Here is a 19619-nt window from a genome sequence, read left to right on the forward strand (position 1 = left end):
TGTAGGCCGGGCAAGCTTGCGCCGCCCGGCACTCTCACAGGAGATTACTCCCCTTCACCCGGGAACAGGAACGGGTTGATCGAGCTGCGGGCAAAGCCCTCCTGCTCCATCTTCGCGTCCAGAATCAGCGAGGCGAGATCGTCTGCCACGGCTTCGACTTTCGGGTCTTTTTCCTGATACAGAATCTTCAGGTAAGTGCCGCAGTCGCCGCAGCTTTCGGCTTTCACTGCCGCTTCTTCATTTTCCAGCGACCAGTAGTTCAGATCGCGGGTCTGCTCGCAGTTGCTGCACTTGATGCGCACCACGTGCCACTCGGTTTCACACAGGTTGCAGTGCAGGTAGCGCAGCCCCTGAGTCGTGCCGATTTGCACCATGCTGGAGACCGGCATGGAGCCGCAGACCGGGCAGAACTGGCGCGCCTCGCCGTATTCGGCGCGGGCTTTGCCGGGGATCAGGCTTGCCATTTGCGCCCAGTAGAGCGACAGCGCAGCCCAGATAAACGGCGCTTTATCGCTGCTCACCAGCGAGAAGTCGGAGGCAAACAGCGCGCTCGCCATCTCTTCCAGTTCCAGGTCAGAGGCTTTTTCCAGATTCTCAATGACCGCCAGCGCGGTGCCGCTCATCTCTGGCTTCAGCTCTGCAATGAGCGAATGCAGCAGCTTTTGCCAGTGCTTGTCGCGCGGCAGGACGTGAATGTCCAGCGGCGGCTTGCCCTGCGCGTTGGCTTCTTTGATGCGCGCGGTCAGATCCATTTGCAGCGGGTGGTCGTACAGCACCACTTCCTGCGCGTGGGCAACCAGTGCGGCAAAGCGCAGAAAATCGCCCAGCGGGTTGTTCTCTGCCAGCTCGCGCAGACGCTCTGCGCGGCGGTTGTAGAGGTTCTTGAGTCTGGGGAATAACAACGGCGGAATATAATCCGCCGTGCGTTTCTCGCTCGACCCCAGCTCATCTTGCGGGATTATGCGAATACTCATTCAGATGACTTTTCCTGTTTCTGGCGGACTTCACGGTACCAGCGCGGGTGATGTTTCTTCGCCCACGTGCTGGTTACCCATCCTTCCACCATCGCGGTAATGGTGCCTTTCACCCAAAGGGCGGCGTAGATATGCACCATGATAACCACAATTAACGCCACTGCGGCAAATGAATGCAGCATCAGCGCGAATCGGATCACCGGGATTGAGAAAGCAGGCGCAAAGTACGGACGCCAGATGATCACGCCGCTCACCAGCAACAGGACCAGGAAGATAATCGCCGCCCAGAATACGCATTTCTGGCCGAAGTTATAACGCCCGGTATCACCCACTTCCTCGTTGACGACGATCTTACGAATATTCTTCGCCCAAAAGATATCATCCCGATTGATTAGGTTATGGTGCCAGTAGCGGAAAAACATGATGATGAACGACGCGAACATGATGACGCCCACAAACGGGTGCAGGATGCGCGCCAGCTGTGGTGTCCCCATGATCTGCATCAGCCAGTTGAAGGACGGGAAGAAGAACCCCAGCCCGCTTATCGCCGCCAGCATGAAGCAGAAGGCGGTGACCCAGTGGTTGATGCGTTCCGGCGCGGTGTAGCGCACGATGGTGTCACGTTTTCTCATTTGCGCACCTCGTCTTTCTCTTCATGCAGGTTGTCGTCTTCCTCTTCCGCGCGGTTCGGACCGACGCCGACGTAGTGGAAGATGCTCGCTGCGAAGGTGGCAGCAAAACCGACCGCTGCCAGCGGTTTCCAGATACCTTTCCAGAACTTCACGGTGGCGCTGATTTCCGGGTTCTCCGGCAGACCGTGATACAGATTCGGCTTGTCGGCGTGGTGCAGCACGTACATCACGTGCGTACCGCCAACCCCGGCCGGATCGTACAGGCCCGCGTTGTCGTAACCACGGGTTTTCAGCTCGCCCACGCGCTCTGCTGCCAGCGCTTTCATATCCTCTTTGGAGCCAAAGTGGATTGCGCCGGTTGGGCAGGTCTTCACGCACGCTGGCTCCTGGCCGACGGTGACGCGGTCAACGCACAGCGTGCATTTGTAGACGCGGTTGTCTTCCGGGTTCAGGCGCGGTACGTCGAACGGGCAGCCCGCGATGCAGTAGCCGCAGCCGATGCACTGTTCGGACTGGAAGTCGACGATGCCGTTGGCATACTGAATGATAGCCCCTTCTGACGGACATGCCTTCAGGCAGCCAGGATCCGCACAGTGCATACAGCCATCTTTGCGGATAAGCCATTCCAGCTTGTCGTTCTGCTCAACTTCCGAGAAACGCATCACCGTCCAGGACTTGGCGGTCAGGTCCGCCGGGTTGTCGTACACCCCGACGTTGTGACCCACTTCGTCACGCAGGTCGTTCCACTCAGAACAGGCCACCTGGCAGGCTTTACAGCCGATACAGGTGGTCACGTCGATAAGCTTCGCCACTTCCTGCTGGTGGTCCCGCGCCTGAGGCGCGGGCGTGAAACCGTTAGTCGCGGAACGACGGATAATGTCTTGAGATTGATAAGCCATAAGTCGTCTCCGTTACACCTTTTCCACGTTCACGAGGAAGGCCTTAAACTCCGGCGTCTGCGTGTTCGCATCACCGACGAACGGCGTCAGGGTATTCGCAATGAACCCTTTCTTCGCCACGCCCTCATAGCCCCAGTGGATCGGAATACCGATGGTATCCACCTGCTGACCGTGAACGTTCAGCGTGCGAATACGCTTGGTCACCACCGCCTTGGCCTTGATATAGCCACGGTTAGAGGAGACCTTCACGGTATCGCCATGGGCAATGCCGAGCTTGCCCGCCAGCTTCTCGCCGATCTCCACAAACTGTTCCGGCTGCGCGATGGCGTTAAGCAGCGCGTGCTTGGTCCAGTAGTGGAAGTGCTCGGTCAGACGGTAGGTGGTGCCCACGTACGGGAACTTGTCCTTTTTACCCAGCGCTTCAAAATCGCCCTTGAAGATACGGGCTGCCGGGTTAGAGACCACGTTCGGGTGCAGCGGGTTGGTACCCAGCGGCGTCTCAAACGGCTCGTAGTGTTCCGGGAACGGACCTTCCGCCATCTTATCGATAGCAAACAGACGCCCCATCCCTTCAGGCTGCATGATAAACGGCCCAACGTCGCTGCCCGGTGCGGCAGTGCTGTAGTCCGGAATATCCACGCCGCCCCATTTCGCGCCGTCCCACTTCAGAAGCTGACGCTTCGGATCCCACGGGTTGCCCTGCGGGTCAGCGGATGCGCGGTTATAGAGGATGCGGCGGTTGAGCGGCCATGCCCATGCCCAGCCCAGCGTATTGCCCAGGCCCGACGGGTCGGCGTTATCGCGGTTGGCCATCTGGTTGCCTTTCGGCGTCCAGCTACCGGCAAAGATCCAGCAGCCGCTGGAGGTAGTGCCGTCATCGCGCAGGTGTGCGAAGGTGCTGAGCTGATCGCCTTTCTTCGCCAGCACGGTACCGGTAGCCGGATCGATAACGTCCGCCAGCGCCTTACCGTTGCTCTCCATCGCCACTTCTTCCGGCGCTGGATTTTCCGGCGTCGAGTAGTTCCAGGTCATGTTCAGCACCGGCTCAGGGTTCGCGCCGCCTTCTTCCGCATACATCTTACGCAGGCGTAAGAAGATGCCGGCCAGGATCTCGCCGTCGTTCATGGCGATGCCCGGGGCGTCAGCGCCTTTCCAGTGCCACTGCAGCCAGCGTCCGGAGTTGACGATAGAACCGTTCTCTTCCGCGAAGCAGGTCGACGGCAGACGGAACACTTCGGTCTGAATCTTCGACGGATCGACGTCGTTCGATTCACCGTGGTTCTGCCAGAAGGTCGAGGTCTCGGTATTGAGCGGGTCAATCGTCACCAGGAACTTCAGCTTCGACAGAGACTCAACAACTTTGTTCTTGTTCGGGAACGAGGCCACCGGGTTAAAGCCCTGGCACATATAGCCGTTCACTTTGCCCTGGTGCATCATCTCGAAATACTGCAGAACGTCGTAACCTTTGTCCCACTTCGGCAGCCAGTCAAAGCCCCAGCTGTTTTCAGCCGTCGCTTTGTCCCCGAAGAAGGCTTTCATCATCGAGACGAAGAACTTCGGATAGTTGCCCCAGTAGTTTACCTGGCCTTCGAGCAGCGGTTTAGGCGTGCTGGCCGTCAGGTAGGTCTGCAGGTCGGTCTGTTTCTCGCTCGGCAGGGTCATGTAACCCGGCAGGCTTTGAGACAGCAGGCCGAGGTCGGTCAGACCCTGAATGTTGGAGTGACCGCGCAGGGCGTTCACGCCGCCGCCTGCCATCCCCATGTTGCCGAGCAGGAGCTGAACCATCGCCATGGTACGGATGTTCTGCGCACCGATGGAGTGCTGCGTCCAGCCGAGGGCGTACAGGAACGACGCGGTTTTATCTTTCGCGCTGGTTTCGGCGATAAGCTCGCATACCTTCAGGAAGTCTGCCTTCGGCGTACCGCAGATGTTTTCAACCACCTCCGGCGTGTAGCGGGAAACGTGCTCTTTCAGCAGGTTCCACACGCAGCGCGGGTGTTGCAGAGTGGTATCGCGCTTCGCAAAGCCTTTCTCGTCCAGCTCGTAGTTCCAGCTGGTTTTGTCGTATTTGCGTTTTTCGGCGTCGTAACCGCTGAACAGGCCATCTTCGAAGTGGTAATCCTCACGCACGATCAGGCTGGCGTTGGTATAAGCTTCGGTGTATTCGCGGTTATATTTTTCGTTGGTCATCAGGTACAGCAATACGCCTGACAGGAAAGTGATGTCAGTACCTGAACGAATAGGGGTGTAGAAATCCGCCACTGACGCAGTTCGCGTAAAGCGGGGATCGATCACAATCAGTTTCGCACCGTTGTGGATTTTGGCTTCCATCGCCCAGCGGAACCCGACAGGGTGCGCTTCAGCGGCGTTACCGCCCATCACCACAATGAGGTTGGCGTTCTTGATGTCGACCCAGTGGTTGGTCATCGCACCGCGACCAAATGTTGGAGCAAGACTTGCTACCGTTGGTCCGTGTCAGACACGCGCCTGGTTGTCGACCGCGAGCATACCGAGTGCACGCGTAAATTTCTGGGTTAAATAACCGGTTTCGTTGCTGGAAGCAGAGGCACACAGCATCCCGGTGGAGAGCCAGCGGTTGACCGTGACGCCATCGGCGTTCTTCTCAACAAAGTTGGCATCGCGGTCTTCTTTAATGTGTTTTGCGATGCGGTCGAACGCTTCTTCCCAGCTAATTTGCTGCCATTTGTCGGAGCCAGGCGCGCGATATTCAGGGAATTTGAGGCGGCTTTCGGAGTGGATGAAGTCCACCAGACCGGCCCCTTTCGGGCACAATGCGCCGCGGTTGACCGGATGATCCGGGTCGCCTTCGATATGGAAAATAGACGCTTTGGCGTTTTTAGCACCGTCGCCGAGGCTATACATCAACAGCCCGCAACCGACAGAGCAGTACGTACAGGTATTACGGGTTTCACGGGTGCGCAGCAGTTTATACTGCCGCGTTTCCGCCAGCGCTACGCCGGGCGCAAAGCCCAGTGCCGCTGCCGTGGTGCCTGCCATACCGCCAGCGCAGATCTTAAAGAACTGCCTTCTGCTGACCTGCATGGGTCACTCCTTGTTTCGACATTGCTTACATATGTAGTTTTGACTTCGCGGCTGAAGAATGGCCACAAAGGAAAAAAATTTGCGTTAATCCCTCAATTCCACGAGGGGTATCATCAGAATACCACAATGTCGGTACGCCTGTTCCAATGGCGTTAATACAAAGTGAACGTATTATCACCATGTTGATTATAAAGTGTGATATCGATCACATTAACAGCTCTGCATGTTAAAGCGGTGTAGCGGGTGTCAGGTTGCACCCCTCCCAATTGAGTAAGAGAATGGTTGTCGAAAAGTTGATCCATACTATGCGTAAAGCCTGTACTTTATGGTGCAATAGCAGGCTCACCTCCGTGGTTGTTCAGGAATACCGCTGTGTCTAAACAAAACCGTGCTCCCCACTCGTCACCACTGCCTGCGGGCATTGTGGAACTGTCGGTACACAGACCACCCCATATCACCCATGCCACACCGGATTTTCTGGCGGAAGAGGTTCCCGTCGCGCTCGTTTACAACGGTATCTCGCACGTGGTGATGATGGCTTCACCGAAAGATCTCGAGCTGTTCGCCATCGGTTTTTCCCTGTCGGAAGGCATCATTGACCATCCGCAGGAGATCTACGGCATGGACGTGGTGCAGGCCTGCAACGGCCTTGAAGTGCAAATCGAACTCTCCAGCCGGCGCTTTATGGGGCTGAAAGAGCGCCGCCGCGCGCTGGCCGGGCGTACCGGCTGCGGCGTCTGTGGCGTTGAACAGCTCAATGATATTGGTAAACCCGTTGCGCCACTGCCGTTTACTCAGACCTTTGATCTGGCTCACCTCGACCATGCGCTCGAGCACCTGAATGATGTACAGCCCATCGGTCAGCTGAGCGGCTGCACGCACGCGGCGGCATGGGTGTTGCCGTCGGGCGATATTGCCGGGGGACACGAGGACGTGGGCCGCCACGTGGCGCTGGATAAGCTGCTCGGTCGCCGGGCGCGTGAAAGTGACGCGTGGAAGCAGGGGGCTGCACTCGTTTCCAGCCGCGCCAGCTATGAGATGGTGCAAAAATCCGCGATGTGCGGTGTGGAAATTCTGTTCGCGGTGTCGGCGGCGACCACGCTGGCAGTTGAGGTGGCGGAGCGCTGCAACCTGACGCTGGTGGGCTTCTGCAAGCCGGGAAGGGCGACCGTTTATACCCATCCTCAGCGGCTAATAGTTGATCAATAATTTTGAATGATAATAGCAAATCCTTCCGCTTTTAGTTGTTCGAGATGAGGTCTAGTATTTATCTCATCAAGGCACGGTGCCTTACCTAAACAACTTAATGAAAGGGTTTATATTATGAAAAGCATCAAAACTTTTGTCGCTGTAATCGCTCTGGCTACTTCTTTCGGTTCTTTCGCTGCACAGACCGTGACCGCAACCGCCTCTACCATTGATGGCGCAGAAGCTAAAATCGCGGCTCAGGCTCAGGAAGCCGGCGCGTCATCTTACAAAATTACCCAGGCGTTCTCAGGTAACCGCGTACACATGACTGCTGAACTGACTAAATAAGCTGTCACACCGTCGAAAGAGCGCCCCCGGGGCGCTTTTTTAGTTTATGCCCGCCACGCGCAGCAGCGCGGTTACCACCGCCGCCGCCACGATCACTACAATTAACGGCATCTTCCGCCAGGCTAAAAACACCGCAAACGCCACGCCCAGCACGCGCGCCATGCCCGCGAAGTGGTCACCTTCATAAAACGTGGTCGCCAGCGCCACGGAGAACAGCAATACCGTTGCCGCATCTGACAGCAGCGCCTGTGAACGTTCTGACAATGCCAGCCTGCTGCCAAGTTTCGCCCCGCCAAGACGCATCAGATACGTTCCCGCAGACAAAATGGCGATACCGAGAATAAAAAACGTCATATTTCCCATTATTTTTTCCTCGCAGCAAGACCCAGTAAGGAAAGCAGCACCGGTAATCCCACCGGGGCAAACGGCACGGCGGCCAGTGACAGCGCGGCACCGCTGCAGGCGCGGATCAGCGTGGTGCGGTTTTTAAATGCGGGAACCACTAATGCCAGCAGTATCGCCGGGAATACTGCATCCAGCCCGATGGTCTCCGGGTCCGGCAGCAGCTTGCCGACCATGGCGCCCAGCAGGGCCCCCAGCGGCCAGACAATCGCCACGCCTAAACCACATAGCCAGTACGCCGCTTTGCGCTGTTCGGGCGTTTTTTGCGACAGGCCAAACACCACGCTTTCGTCATTCATGATGTGGCAGCCCAACAGGCTCAGACCACGTTTGCCGACCAGCTCACGCACCGTCACGCCAAACGGCACGTGCCGCGCGTTGACCAGTAATCCCGCCGCCGCGGCCGCCAGCGGGTTACCGCCGCTTGCTACAATGCCGATAAACATAAACTCTGACGCGCCCGCGAGTACGGTGATGGAGAGTACAAACGGTACCCAGACCGGGAAACCGTAGGCCATCGCCAGGGAGCCGTATGACATCCCGACCACGCCGACCGCGAGGCAGACCAGGATGATTGCTTTTATGGTGTCGCCTTTCAGGCAAGAGAGATGATGCTTCATACAATTTTAGCCATATCGAACGTGTATCCATTATAATGAACGCAACGAAACTGATTTTCAAGCCGAACGATTCGTTCGTTTTATAGAACAAGAGGCCGTTATATGACGCAGCCAATCAGCCTGATCGCAAAAAGTCTGGTGCGGGAACGCCTGCGAACCGGGCTTTCACTGGCGGAAATTGCCCGCCGTGCCGGGATCGCTAAATCCACCCTTTCCCAACTGGAGTCCGGCAACGGCAACCCTAGCCTGGAAACGCTGTGGTCGCTGTGCGTGGCGCTGGATATTCCTTTCGCCCGCTTGCTGGAGCCGCAGTTGCCGACCACGCAGGTGATCCGCCGTGGTGAAGGTACGAAGGTCGTTGCCGGACAGGCTAATTATGAAGCCATTTTGCTGGCGGCATGCCCTCCGGGCGCGCGCCGCGATGTCTATCTTCTGATGACCCAACCGGGCGCAGACCGTATTTCCCAGCCGCATCCGCCGGGCTCGGTTGAGCATATTATTGTGACGCAGGGGCGGGCGCTGGTCGGCCTGCTCGACGCGGCAGAAGAGCTCGGCGCAGGGGATTACATTTGTTATCCCGCCGACCAGCCGCATATCTTCAAGGCCCTGGAGCCAGACACTTACGCGCTGCTGGTGGCGGAACAAAACTAACGAAGATAAGGAAAATCATGTCGCTTAAAGCCATTGCCAAAGAACTGGGGCTCTCTGTTACCACCGTCAGCCGCGCCCTCAACGGATATGACGACGTTTCTGACGAGACGCGCGCTCGCGTTGAAGCGGAAGCCCAGCGACGCGGCTATCGGCCTAACACCTTCGCCCGCCGCCTGAAGATGGGCAAAATTGACGCCGTCGGGCTGGTGTTTCCCGTACATCCTGTTCCGCTCAATAACAGCGTATTTATGGACATGGTCGGCGAAATTAGCCATGAACTGGCGCGACATGAGATCGACTTATTGCTCATCGCCGACGACGATCTGGCGGATAAGCACAGCTATATGCGCATGGTGCAAAGCCGCCGCGTGGACGCGCTGATTGTGGCCCACACGCTGGATCGCGATCCGCGACTTGAGCAGCTGCAGGCGGCCGGATTCCCCTTTCTGGCGCTTGGGCGCAGCCAGCTGCCGCAGCCGTACGCATGGTTCGACTTCGACAACTATGCCGGTACGTACAATGCTACCCGCTGGCTGATCGGGAAAGGCCATCAGCGCATTGCCCTACTGGGCGAAAGCAACAATCAGGCGTTTATCACCCAGCGCCGTCAGGGCTATCTGGACGCCCTGCGGGAAGCCGGGCTTTCCAGCGAATGGCTGCGCGCCATGCCGCCTTCGCGCCGAGTCGGGTATGCCACCACCAAAGAACTGCTTGCCCTGCCGCAGCCGCCCACGGCCATCATCACCGACTGCAACACCCACGGCGACGGCGCGGCGATGGCGCTGGCGCAGCTGGGGCGTTTATCCGGCGACAACGCCGTCTCGCTGGTGGTCTATGACGGCCTGCCGCAGGACAGCATCGTCGATATTGACGTGGCGTCGGTGATCCAGTCCACCCGCCAGGGCGTCGGGAAACAGATTGCCGATATGGTGCGCCAGCTGATTAACGGCGACGATATTGAACAGCTTCAGGTGCTCTGGCAGCCCGAATTCTCTCCCGGCCAGACGGCCTGAATCTCTCCATTTTCTAAAGTCGATCACAAAACCGAAACGTTTTGGTTTGTATCCGAAACGTTTCGGATCAACACTCAGATCATCCCGATGACAGGAGATGTCTGATGCAAGATTCCGTTTTACGACTCGAAACCACGACGGTAGACGTGGTGATCAAAACCCATCCGTTCGCCGAAATTCTCTACTGGGGGCCGCACCTTCAGCACTTTTCTCAGCAGGATGTTGCTACGCTCGCACGTCCCGTTGCCAACGGCAGGCTTGACGTCGACTCCCCGGTCACGCTGATGGCCGAGCTGGGGCATGGCCTGTTTGGCTCGCCTGGCATTGAGGGGCATCGCCAGGGGTTGGACGGTTCCCCGGTGTTCAAAACCACGCAGGTGCAGCAGGGCGTTAACACCCTGACGATTACCGCCGAAGATGAGCATGCGGGCTTGCGCCTGACCAGCGAGCTGGCGCTGGATGCCAGCGGCGTGCTGGTGGTTCGTCACGGTTTAACGAACCTGAAAGCGATCCCCTGGCAGGTGGACCGTTTTGCCGTCACGCTGCCAGTGGCCGAGCGCGCGCGGGAGGTGATGGCCTTCCACGGACGCTGGATCAGGGAGTTTCAGCCGCACCGCGTAAAGCTTGAACATGACAGCTTCGTGATTGAAAACCGTCGGGGTAAAACCTCCCACGAGCACTTCCCGGCGCTGATTGCCGGTACGCCGTCGTTCAGCGAAATGCAGGGCGACGTCTGGGGCGTGCATCTGGGCTGGAGCGGTAATCACCGCCTGCGCGCGGAAGCGAAAACCGACGGTCGTCGCTATCTCCAGGCCGAAGCGCTCTACCTGCCGGGTGAAATGGCGGTTGAGGAGGGCGATACGCTCTGGACGCCGCGCCTGTATGCCAGCTACTCCACGCAGGGCCTGAACGGCATGAGCCAGCCGTTCCACCGCTACCTGCGCGACAACATCATCCGCTTCCCGGAAAACAAACCGCGCCCGGTGCACCTCAATACCTGGGAAGGGATCTACTTTAACCACGATCCGGAGTACATCAAGCGCATGGCCGACGAAGCTGCCGCGCTGGGCGTGGAGCGCTTCATCATCGATGACGGCTGGTTCAAAGGCCGCAATGACGACCATGCCGCGCTGGGCGACTGGTATCTGGACGAGAAAAAATACCCGAATGGCCTGACGCCGGTGATCGACCACGTCAAACGGCTCGGCATGGAGTTTGGCATCTGGGTTGAGCCGGAGATGATCAATCCGGATTCAGATTTGTACCGCGCACATCCTGACTGGGTACTGGCGCTGCCGGGCTATCCCCAGGCGACCGGACGACACCAGCTGGTCCTCAATCTCAACATCCCTGAGGCCTTTGATTACCTGGTGGAGCGCATGAGCTGGCTGCTGGGCGAACATGCGGTCGACTACGTGAAGTGGGACATGAACCGCGAGCTGGTGCAGCCTGGACACAACGGTAAAGCCGCCGCCGACGCCCAGACCCGTCAGTTTTACCGCCTGCTGGACGTGCTGGGCGAGCGCTTCCCACATATTGAGTTTGAATCCTGCTCCTCCGGCGGCGGTCGCATTGATTATGAGGTACTCACCCGCAGCCACCGCTTCTGGGCGTCCGACAACAACGACGCGCTGGAGCGCAGTACCATTCAGCGCGGCATGAGCTACTTCTTCCCGCCGGAGGTGATGGGCGCGCATATCGGTCATCATAAATGCCACGCCACCTTCCGCCAGCACGGCATCGCCTTCCGCGGGCTAACGGCCCTGTTTGGCCATATGGGGCTGGAGCTGGATCCGCTCACCGTGGACGAACAGGAGCGCGAAGGCTATCGCCATTACGCCGCGCTGCACAAGCAGTGGCGGGATGTCATTCATCACGGCACCCAGTGGCGAATTGATATGCCTGACGTCACAACGCTGGCGCAGGGGATTGTAAGCGAAGATAAGGCGCAGGGGCTGTTTATGGTCAGCCAGCTCGCGATGCCGGACTACAGCCTGATGATGCCGCTGCGCATGGCGGGGCTGGAGGCCAGCGCGCGGTACCGCGTCACGCTGCTCGATCACCCGAATATTCAGATTACGGGCGAGGGAGGGCACACCATGCGCAAGCTACCGGCATGGATGGAAACGCCGCAAACGGTGAGCGGCGAGTGGCTGATGCAGGCGGGCATTGCGCTGCCGATTCTGGATCCGGAAACCGCCATTCTGATTGGCGTTGAACGCGTGTAAGGGTGACGGGCCGGGCAGCCGGCCCTCCGTTGAGGATAAAAATAATGAACACAACAACCTGTACCCACAAAGACAACCCTAACTTCTGGATCTTTGGGCTGTTCTTCTTTCTCTACTTCTTCATCATGGCCACCTGCTTTCCGTTCCTGCCGATTTGGCTTTCGGACATCATCGGCCTGAATAAAACCCATACCGGGATTGTCTTCTCCTGCATCTCGCTGTCGGCTATCGCCTTCCAGCCGGTGCTTGGCGTGATCTCGGACAAGCTGGGGCTGAAAAAACACCTGCTGTGGATCATCTCCGTGCTGCTGTTCCTGTTTGCCCCTTTCTTCCTCTACGTCTTTGCGCCGTTGCTGAAAGCCAACATCTGGCTGGGCGCGCTGAGCGGTGGCCTGTATATCGGCTTTGTCTTTTCGGCGGGCTCGGGGGCAATTGAGGCCTACATTGAACGCGTGAGCCGTAACAGTTTCTTTGAATACGGTAAGGCGCGCATGTTTGGCTGCCTCGGCTGGGGGCTATGCGCCTCCACGGGCGGGATCCTGTTTGGCATCGATCCGTCATATGTTTTCTGGATGGGGTCTGCGGCGGCGCTGCTGTTGATGCTGTTGCTGGTGGTCGCGAAGCCAAAACCCAACCAGACGGCGCAGGTGATGAATGCGCTGGGTGCCAACCAGCCGCAGATCACTGCGAAAACGGTCTTTAGCCTGTTCCGTCAGCGCAGGATGTGGATGTTTATTCTGTACGTGATTGGCGTAGCCTGCGTCTACGACGTATTTGACCAGCAGTTTGCCACTTTCTTCAAAACGTTCTTCGCCACGCCGCAGGAAGGTACTCGCGCCTTTGGTTTCGCTACCACGGCGGGGGAAATCTGCAACGCGATCATCATGTTTTGTTCGCCGTGGATCATTAACCGCATCGGCGCGAAAAATACGCTGCTGATCGCTGGGGTGATTATGGCGACGCGCATTATCGGCTCATCGTTCGCCACCACAGCCGTGGAGGTGATTGCCCTGAAGATGCTGCACGCGCTGGAGGTGCCGTTCCTGCTGGTGGGGGCATTCAAGTACATCACCGGGGTGTTTGATACCCGACTGTCAGCGACTATCTATCTGATCGGCTTCCAGTTCGCCAAGCAGTCGGCGGCCATTTTCCTCTCCGCTTTTGCCGGGAATATGTATGACCGGATCGGCTTCCAGGAGACGTATCTGATGCTGGGCTGTTTCGTGCTGGCGATTACGGTAGTGTCGGCGTTTACGCTGAGCAGCAGGCAGGAGATAGCCGCTGCCGCGGGTGCGGCAGCGTTAACCGGTCAGTCCAGGTAAAACACCTCTTCCAGCCCGGTACTCACCGGGCTGTTGTCCGGGTTCGACGGCATTACATCACGCATGTGTTTCCACCAGCGCTGGCAGACGTCAGTACTCGCGACCGCGTTCCAGCGCTCCTCCGAATCAATCTCCACGGTGGCAAAGAGCAGGCTGCGTTCTCTGTCGAGATAGATGGCGTAGCGGTGCGCACCGTGGTCTTTCAGTACCGCTTCCAGCTCGGGCCAGATGGGGTTGTGGCGACGCGCGTACTCCTTATGCGCGTCCGGGTTAACCTGCATAACAAAGGCTTTACGGATCATAATGCCTCCAGATACAGCTCGCGAACCTCGTTGCGGCTGGCGGTGCGCGGATTGCATGGCGCGCACGGGTCGGCGAGAGCTTTATCCAGCCAGCCTTCAATATCGGCTTTGGTCACGCCGAGCTGGCTGAAGCCGGAAGGGATGCCGACGCGTGCGCTCAGGTCGCGAATCGCCTGAATGGCGGACATGCTGGCGGCTTCAACGCTCATGCCGCGAGTATCGATGCCCATCGCCTGCGCCACGCGGGCGAAGCGGGCAACTGCGTTCGGGCGGTTGAAGCTTTCAACGATCGGCAGCAGGATGGCGTTGCACACGCCGTGCGGCAGGTTGTGCGTCGCGCCCGGCTGGTGCGCCAGGGCATGCACAAGGCCGAGACCCGCACTGTTAAACGCCATGCCCGCCAGATACTGACCAAACGCCATCTGCTCGCGCGCCTCAAGATTATGACCGTCTTCGACCGCTTCCGGCAGCCAGAGGTTGATCAGGCGGATTGCCTCCAGCGCGTTGGCATCGGTCAGCGGGTGCGCGCCAACGGACACGTAGGCTTCTATGGCGTGGGTTAACGCGTCCATCCCCGTTGCGGCGGTCACGGAGGCCGGAATATCCAGCATGACGCTGGCATCGTCCACGGCGATATCCGGAATGATATTCGGATCGATGATCACCTCTTTCACCTGGCGCGCGGAGTCGATGATTACCGCGTTGCTGGTCATCTCCGCCGCCGTGCCTGCGGTGGTGTTGATCGCCACCAGCGGCACGCCCGCGTTTTTTACCTTGCCGACGCCGGAATAATCGGTGGACGGTCCGGGGTTGGCGGTGAGGATTTTAATCGCCTTGGCGGTATCAATCGGGCTGCCGCCGCCGAAGGCGATCACGTAATCACACTCCGCGTCCCGGTATGCCGCAAATCCTTTTTGCACCAGCGCTTCCGTCGGGTTCGGGAACACCTCGTCGAACAGGTGATACGACATCTGATGGGCGTCAAGAGCGGCAAAAAGGCTGTCGAGCAGGCCCAGCTTTACCAGCTGGCCGTCGGTGACAATCAGCGCTTTTCCCCACTGCTTGTTCGCCACCAGGTTAACCATATCGCCAATAGCGCCGGCGCCGTGAAGGCTGATTTTTGGAAGTGCCAACATAAAGCTCATGATAATTCTCCTTAACTATCGCCCGTACCGTCCGGTCAGCGAGGGTTTATGCATAGATTTCCAGCGCTGACCGTAGCGGGGTCACGCCGAAGCGCTTGCCGAGCGCAATAAGCTCTTCGCGGGTAATGGTCTGCTTCATTCCTCCCATGGAATAAACCTTCACCAGCACTTCAGCCGATTTCTCGGCGGTGTCGATCAGGCCGAAAGTTTCATCCAGCGTCGGACCGCTGCCGAACACGCCGTGGAACGGCCACAGCACCAGCGAATGTTTTTGCATATCTCTGGCGGTTGCCTGGCCAATTTCGTCGGTACCCGGCACCATCCACGGCAGAATGCCCACGCCATCCGGGAACACCACCAGACACTCGGTGCTGCCTTCCCACAGCTTGCGGGTGATGAAATCGGCGCTGTTTTCCAGCACGTAGGTCAGGGCGATCAGGTTGGTGGCGTGGCAGTGCATGATCGCGCGATCTTTGCCGTTAGTCGCCCTGATGCGCTCGCAGTGGGAGAGAAAGTGCGCCGGCAGTTCAGACGTGGGTACCGCCTCATCGGTCAGGCCCCACAGAATGTGGTAGCCCGCACCGTCGCTATCCACTTTCACCACGCCGAGGTTGGCCTGTGGATCAAGCTGAACGTTGCGGAAGAACTTGCCGGAACCGGTGACGATAAACGGCGTGTTGGCCAGCAGCGGCAAGGGCTGGCTCAGTGCAATATAGCGTGGCTTCTGGTGAAAATCCCCGGTGTAAGGCGCGATATCCGCGTCGTCCAGACGCAGCGTCAGGTTGCCGCCGTTGCGCTCGTCCCAGCCTTTCAGCCAGGCGTCGGAAGTGGCTTTGATCATGCCCTGGACGAACCAGGAGTGGGTGATAGTCTGCATAGTCTTTATTTTCCAGTTATCGCGGTGAGGGCAAAATTACCCGCGCTTGCTCAACACGTTGTTCTCGTACGCGCGCACGTTTTCCAGCCACTGGCTGCCTGCCGGAGCGTCGTTACGCTGGCAGTACATCTCCCAAACGGCCTGCCACGGTAGGGATTTCTGCTCTTCCAGCAGCGCCAGGCGCGCGGTGTAGTCGCCGTTTTCTTCCAGCTTTTTCAGCACTGCGGTTGGCTCCAGCAGCGCGCGCAGCAGGGCTTTCTTCATATTGCGGGTGCCAATAACCCACGCCGCGATGCGGTTGATGGAGGCATCGAAGAAGTCGAGGCCAATGTGCACGCGGTCGAACAGGTCATGACGGATAATTTCGCTGGCAATCGCCTGGGTTTCGTCATCCAGCAGCACCACGTGGTCGCTGTCCCAGCGCACCGGGCGGCTGACGTGCAGCAGCAGGCGCGGCACGTAGAGCATGGCAGCGGAGATTTTGTCGGAGATCGCCTCGGTCGGATGGAAGTGACCGGCATCCAGGCACAGCGCGGTCTGGCGGCTGGTGGCGTACCCCATGTAGAACTCGTTCGAGCCGACGGTGTAGCTTTCGGCGCCAATGCCGAACAGCTTGCTCTCCACGGCGTCGATGTGGTGCGCCGGGTCCAGCTTCTCGCTGATGGCCTCATCCAGCGCGGCCAGCAGGCGCTGACGCGGGGCCAGGCGGTCGACGGTGATGTCTTTCATGCCGTCCGGGATCCAGATGTTCATTACTGACGGCGTGCCGAGCTGCTCGCCGAAATACGCCGAAACGCGGCGGCTGGCCTTCACGTGGTCGATCCAGAACTGGCGGATGTCGTCGTCCGCGTGCGCGAGGGTAAAACCGTCGGCGCTCAGCGGGTGCGAGAAGCAGGACGGGTTAAAGTCCAGACCAAGCTTGTTGGTTTTCGCCCACTCCACCCAGTTTGTAAAGTGTTCCGGTTTGATCTCGTTACGCGCTACCGGTGCGTCGGACTCCAGATAAATCGCATGCAGGTTCAGGCGTTTTGGCCCCGGGATCTGGCTCAGCGCCAGCGCCAGGTCTGCACGCAGCTCGGTGGCGTTGCGCGCTTTGCCCGGATAGTTTCCCGTCGCCTGAATACCCCCCGTCAGAGAACCGCCCGGGTTCTCGAAGCCGGCGACGTCATCACCCTGCCAGCAGTGCATAGAGACGGGCAGACGGTCGAGCTGGCGCAGCGCCGTTTCGACATCCACGCCGACCGCGGCGAAACGCTGTTTAGCCAGCTCCCAGGCTTGTTCTAATTGAGTGGTCATGCGCAAAGCTCCTTAGTCAGTCGTTTTTGCTGAAACTGCGCCCGGTAGCGGGCTATTTCATGGCAGGGATTGGGGGTGAAGGTGGTCAGGCAGGTATTCGCGGTGACCACCGAACGGAATTCATCGACATCAGAAAGTTCGTCCAGGGTCATCAGCTGAATACCGATGTTGCCGAGCGTCGAAGCCTCCACCGGACCCGCCACCACGGTGATGCCGCAGGCATCGGCGCAGAGCTGGTTCAGCAGCTGGTTCTGGCAGCCTCCGCCAACAATATGCAACTGGCTGAACGGTGCTCCTCGCAGGTCGACCAGCTCGCTCAGTACATCCGCGTAGAGAAGGGCGAGGCTGTCAAAAATACAGCGCGCCAGCTCGGCAGGACGGGAAGGCACCGGCTGCCCGGCTTCGAAACAGGCAGACTGGATTTCGGCGCTCATATGCACCGGGTTAATAAAGCGGTCGTCGTTCGGGTTAATCAGGAACGTACAGGCCTTCAGCTTTTCGGTTTCTGCGATAAGCGCGGGCAGGTCGTTAACGTTTTGCTCTTTCAGCACGCGCTGAAGCAGCCACAGGCCCATGATGTTCTTCAGAACGCGGTAGCGCCCTTCGGCACCGCCTTCGTTAGTGATGTTCGCCGCCATTGCGGCGTCGCTGGTGTACGGCGTTTTGCTCTCAAAACCCATCAGCGACCAGGTGCCGGACGAGAGGTAGGCCGCGTCTCTACTGGCCAGCGGGGATGCAATTACTGCGCTGGCGGTATCGTGACTGGCGACGGCAACGACGGGGATTTCATTCCCCTGCGGGCAAATCCACCGACCTATCACATTTCCGGGGTGCGTTGGCGTGCCGAACCAGGAGGGCGAGGCGCCCGTCCAGGTCAGCAGGGTTTCATCCCAGCTATCGGTGTTGATGTTGACCATCTGCGTGGTGGTGGCGTTGGTGTATTCCCAGTTCATGTTGCCGGTCAGCCGATAGCTTAAGTAGTCCGGAATGAGTAACGCGTGCGTCACCTTTTTGACCAGCTCCGGCTGCTGCTCAACCAGCGCGCGCAGCTGATACAGCGTGTTAAACGGCAGAAACTGAATACCGCTGCGGCCATAGATGTTGTCCATGCCAAGCTGTGCGATGGCGTGTGCCATCAGCCCGTCGGTGCGACTGTCGCGATACGAGACGGGCAGGCCGACGCGTTCGCCGCGGCTGTCGAGCAGAACGTAGTCCACGCCCCAGGTATCGATGCCGATGCTGTCGATGCGAATGCCGTCATTGCAGACGTTGTTCAGCCCGGTGCGGATCTCCGCTTCCAGGGCATCAATATCCCAGGTATCAAAACCGTCCTGTTTTTGCAGGCAGTTGGCGAAACGGTGCATTTCGCGAAGCGTAAGCGTGCGCCGATCGCAGTCCCAGGTGGCGAGCATTACGCGGCCGCTGGATGCGCCTAAATCGACAGCCACACAATGGCGAAAAGTCATGGTCAGGTCCCTTCTTAAGTCATTGGTGCTGAGTGTAAAAAAGGGACGAAAAGACCACCTTCTCGTCACTGACAGCACGAATCTCGCGCTGGCAAGAAAGCAAAGATGATCGTGAGGAAGTTCACAATTTCCTGTTATGGCAGGGTTTTCGGGCAATGTGACGCTGACCGCATTTCCCGATTTTTCCGTCTGTTTCTTGAAAAACTGACGGCTTTTGCGCCGTTTGCTGTCAAAAATTTAAGGTGAGTGCGGAAGGCCTTAATTACTATTCGAGAACTTTCCTCATTGGTGGGGGCCGTTATGACCGTATTGCACAGCGTCGATTTTTTCCCGTCGGGAACGTCTCCGGTTGCGATAGAGCCCCGGCTCCCGCAGGCTGCGTTTCCTGAACATCATCATGATTTTCATGAAATTGTGATTGTCGAGCATGGAACGGGTATTCATGTCTTCAACGGCCAGCCCTACACCATCAGCGGCGGTATGGTGTGCTTCGTGCGCGATCACGACAGGCATTTGTATGAACATACCGACAACCTGTGCCTGACCAACGTGCTCTATCGTTCGCCGGACGCGTTCCAGTTTCTGTCGGGGTTGAACAAGCTACTGCCCCAGGAGCAGGATGGACACTACCCGTCTCACTGGCGGGTCAATCAGTCCACGTTGCAGCAGGTGCGCCAGCTGGTGAATCAACTGGAGCAGAGCGAGGGCGGGCAGGAGACGTATGCTATTGCCTCCCGCGAGCTGCTGTTTATGCAACTGCTGGTGCTGCTGCGTCGCAGCAGCCTTGTGGAAGGGCTGGGAAACAACGACGCGCGCCTGAACCATCTGATGGCCTGGCTGGAAGATCATTTCACCGAGGATGTCTGCTGGGAGACGCTGGCGGATGATTTTTCACTGTCCCTGCGCACCCTGCATCGCCAGCTTAAGCAGCACACCGGGCTGACGCCGCAGCGCTACCTTAATCGTCTGCGCCTGATCAAAGCGCGTCATCTTTTACGTCACACCGACGAAAGCGTCACGGATATTGCCTACTGCTGTGGTTTTGGCGACAGCAATCACTTTTCAACGCTGTTTCGCCGGGAATTTAGCTGGTCGCCGCGCGATATCCGTCAGGGAAAGGATGCTTCACTCCAGTAACGCGAATGCAATCACCGTTTTTTTGCCGCAAAAAGGCTAATAATATCCGGTTATTC

At 58.4% G+C, this 19619-nt stretch carries 18 protein-coding genes; 7 read left to right on the plus strand and 11 right to left on the minus strand.

Annotation, left to right across the window (positions count from 1 at the left end):
- Positions 1-44: 44 nt before the first annotated feature.
- The 4 genes from fdhE to fdnG are packed head-to-tail and all read right to left on the minus strand — an operon-like array spanning position 45 to position 5568.
- A complete protein-coding gene (gene fdhE, locus LA04_RS20770; protein ID WP_010436850.1) occupies positions 45-974 on the minus strand; it encodes a formate dehydrogenase accessory protein FdhE in 930 nt (309 codons plus the stop codon).
- Positions 971-1606 (minus strand): formate dehydrogenase cytochrome b556 subunit, encoded by a 636-nt coding sequence (gene fdoI / locus LA04_RS20775; protein ID WP_008501832.1) that lies wholly within the window; start codon positions 1604-1606, stop codon positions 971-973. The genes fdhE and fdoI overlap by 4 nt, the downstream gene beginning before the upstream one ends.
- Positions 1603-2505, minus strand: a complete 903-nt coding sequence (gene fdxH, locus LA04_RS20780; RefSeq protein ID WP_047652983.1) for a formate dehydrogenase subunit beta — start codon at positions 2503-2505, stop codon at positions 1603-1605. Before fdxH ends, fdoI begins: the two co-directional genes overlap by 4 nt.
- 12 nt (positions 2506-2517) lie before the next feature.
- Positions 2518-5568, minus strand: coding sequence for a formate dehydrogenase-N subunit alpha (fdnG, locus tag LA04_RS20785; protein ID WP_152594385.1), 3051 nt, complete (start codon positions 5566-5568; stop codon positions 2518-2520).
- A 372-nt stretch (positions 5569-5940) separates the two neighbouring features.
- On the opposite strand from fdnG, the gene fdhD reads away from it, so the two are divergent.
- Positions 5941-6777 (plus strand): formate dehydrogenase accessory sulfurtransferase FdhD, encoded by an 837-nt coding sequence (gene fdhD / locus LA04_RS20795; RefSeq protein WP_047652985.1) that lies wholly within the window; start codon positions 5941-5943, stop codon positions 6775-6777.
- Positions 6778-6891: 114 nt separating this feature from the next.
- Positions 6892-7104: a DUF1471 domain-containing protein gene (locus LA04_RS20800; RefSeq protein ID WP_023309747.1), complete on the plus strand. Its 213-nt coding sequence runs from the start codon at positions 6892-6894 to the stop codon at positions 7102-7104.
- Positions 7105-7143: 39 nt separating this feature from the next.
- Here the strand turns inward: LA04_RS20800 and LA04_RS20805 are convergent, their stop codons facing one another.
- Positions 7144-7467, minus strand: coding sequence for an AzlD domain-containing protein (locus LA04_RS20805; protein ID WP_033146957.1), 324 nt, complete (start codon positions 7465-7467; stop codon positions 7144-7146).
- Entirely contained in the window at positions 7467-8126 is a 660-nt protein-coding gene (locus LA04_RS20810) for an AzlC family ABC transporter permease (protein ID WP_023309745.1), read from the minus strand. The genes LA04_RS20805 and LA04_RS20810 overlap by 1 nt, the downstream gene beginning before the upstream one ends.
- A gap of 102 nt (positions 8127-8228) precedes the next feature.
- Between LA04_RS20810 and LA04_RS20815 the strand changes: the two genes are divergently transcribed.
- From LA04_RS20815 to LA04_RS20830, 4 genes are all read left to right on the plus strand, one after another.
- Positions 8229-8777, plus strand: coding sequence for a helix-turn-helix domain-containing protein (locus LA04_RS20815; RefSeq protein ID WP_023309744.1), 549 nt, complete (start codon positions 8229-8231; stop codon positions 8775-8777).
- 17 nt (positions 8778-8794) lie between these two features.
- On the plus strand, positions 8795-9790 hold the full coding sequence (locus tag LA04_RS20820) for a LacI family DNA-binding transcriptional regulator (RefSeq protein ID WP_047652986.1): 996 nt from the start codon (positions 8795-8797) through the stop codon (positions 9788-9790).
- 104 nt (positions 9791-9894) lie between these two features.
- On the plus strand, positions 9895-12018 hold the full coding sequence (locus LA04_RS20825; RefSeq protein ID WP_047652987.1) for an alpha-galactosidase: 2124 nt from the start codon (positions 9895-9897) through the stop codon (positions 12016-12018).
- A gap of 44 nt (positions 12019-12062) precedes the next feature.
- Complete coding sequence (locus LA04_RS20830; RefSeq protein WP_023309741.1) at positions 12063-13340, plus strand: MFS transporter; 1278 nt, start codon at positions 12063-12065, stop codon at positions 13338-13340.
- On the opposite strand, the gene rhaM is transcribed toward LA04_RS20830, so the two are convergent.
- The 5 genes from rhaM to rhaB are packed head-to-tail and all read right to left on the minus strand — an operon-like array spanning position 13328 to position 18426.
- The gene (gene rhaM, locus LA04_RS20835; RefSeq protein ID WP_047652989.1) at positions 13328-13642 is read right to left on the minus strand and encodes an L-rhamnose mutarotase; all 315 of its coding nucleotides are present in this window, start codon (positions 13640-13642) and stop codon (positions 13328-13330) included. The two genes, LA04_RS20830 and rhaM, sit on opposite strands and share 13 nt — an antisense overlap.
- Positions 13639-14787, minus strand: coding sequence for a lactaldehyde reductase (gene fucO / locus LA04_RS20840; RefSeq protein WP_047652992.1), 1149 nt, complete (start codon positions 14785-14787; stop codon positions 13639-13641). Before fucO ends, rhaM begins: the two co-directional genes overlap by 4 nt.
- Before the next feature lie 46 nt (positions 14788-14833).
- Positions 14834-15664: a rhamnulose-1-phosphate aldolase gene (gene rhaD, locus LA04_RS20845; protein ID WP_047652993.1), complete on the minus strand. Its 831-nt coding sequence runs from the start codon at positions 15662-15664 to the stop codon at positions 14834-14836.
- 36 nt (positions 15665-15700) lie between these two features.
- Positions 15701-16960: an L-rhamnose isomerase gene (gene rhaA, locus LA04_RS20850; protein ID WP_047652995.1), complete on the minus strand. Its 1260-nt coding sequence runs from the start codon at positions 16958-16960 to the stop codon at positions 15701-15703.
- A complete protein-coding gene (gene rhaB / locus LA04_RS20855) occupies positions 16957-18426 on the minus strand; it encodes a rhamnulokinase (RefSeq protein ID WP_047652997.1) in 1470 nt (489 codons plus the stop codon). The genes rhaA and rhaB overlap by 4 nt, the downstream gene beginning before the upstream one ends.
- 300 nt (positions 18427-18726) lie before the next feature.
- Between rhaB and rhaS the strand changes: the two genes are divergently transcribed.
- Complete coding sequence (gene rhaS / locus LA04_RS20865; protein WP_047653000.1) at positions 18727-19563, plus strand: HTH-type transcriptional activator RhaS; 837 nt, start codon at positions 18727-18729, stop codon at positions 19561-19563.
- The last annotated feature ends 56 nt before the right edge of the window (positions 19564-19619 follow it).

The sequence above is a fragment of the Enterobacter sp. UCD-UG_FMILLET genome, from assembly GCF_000762975.1.
GTDB lineage: Bacteria > Pseudomonadota > Gammaproteobacteria > Enterobacterales > Enterobacteriaceae > Enterobacter > Enterobacter dykesii.